We start from the raw sequence: 1,225 nt of genomic DNA on the forward strand, positions 1-1,225 counted from the left end.
TACTGCAACCGCATGTGTGGGTCGTGGCCTCGGCGTTGGTAGTGGCAGCGGCGGGCTCGGGCTTGGCTGCGGCGTCGGAAGTGTGACCAGTGGAGACGGTGCTCGTTGGTATGGCAGCGGGGCGTGATGACGACGTGCCCGATCATCCGGCGGATCTCCGGGACGCTGAGGGGTATGAGGTCGTGCTCGTCGTCTCCGCCGCCCCTTTTGCGGCTTCTGCGGCGCGGGTGGCGGTCAGGTAGGCGAGGGCGGCCATCGCGAGGGTGATGTGCCGGTACCAGGCACGGTAGAGACGGACCTGGTAGTGGTCCAGGCCGCATTCGCCCTTGGCGATCTGGAAGCATTCCTCCACCTGCCACCTCACACCGGCGGTCTTGACCAGGTCTTTCAGCCGGGAGGCGACAGGCCCGTAGCAGACGTAGTAAGCGATCTCGGTGGGGTCGCTGATGCTTCGGCGGGCCAGGACCCAGTGCCCGAAGCCGTCCTCCCACTGGGCCCGGATCGCGGTCCGGGCCCAGTGGTAGAACCGCTGGCCGTGCGCGCCCGCACCGGCAGAGATCCGCTTCCATGCCTGCCGGGGCAGGTCGGCGATCAGGTCACGGACCTCGGCGTCCGTGCCGCCGGTGGTGGGCACGGTGTCGTTGACCTTGGTGGCCAGGACATAGGCGACGTGCCGTTCCTCCAGCCAGGCCCGCATGTGCTTGACCTGGCCGTATGCCTCATCCGCGGTGACCCAGGCGAAGGGCACGCGTGCGTCGATCGCGCGTTGCAGCATCCACTTGAAGTGCTCGATCTTCGTGGCGAACGGGACCTCGTCCCCGATCCCGGCCGCCCGGCACCGCTCGCGGTCGTCCGTCCAGGAGGCCGGGATGTACAGTTCGCGGTCGATCAAAGCGCGGCCTTTTGCGGAGGCGTAGGCCAAGAACGTGCCGATCTGGCAGTTCTCCGTGCGTCCGGCCGTTCCGGAGTACTGCCGCTGGACCCCGGCCGACTTCACGCCCTTCTTCAGGAATCCGGTGTCGTCCCCGATCAGGACTGCGTCCTTCGCTCCGATCGTCTCGATGACGAAGTCACGCACGTCGTCCCGGACCGCGTGCTCGTCCCAGTCGGCGAAGTTCAGCAGACGCTGGAACCCGTCCGGGCGACGCTGGCCGGCCTGCTCGGCGAGCGTCCACCCGTTCTTCTTCTCCAGCGGTGCGAGCAACGTGCTCAGGTAGTCCAGAGC

1 protein-coding gene is annotated in these 1,225 nt (G+C 67.7%); it reads right to left on the bottom strand.

Annotation, left to right across the window (positions count from 1 at the left end; translation table 11 throughout):
- Nucleotides 1-142: 142 nt before the first annotated feature.
- The coding region (locus AC3ET4_RS30815) for an IS701 family transposase (RefSeq protein ID WP_431955266.1) at nt 143-1,225 on the bottom strand (1,083 nt) is incomplete at its 5' end.

It is taken from the genome of Actinacidiphila sp. bgisy167, assembly GCF_057707665.1.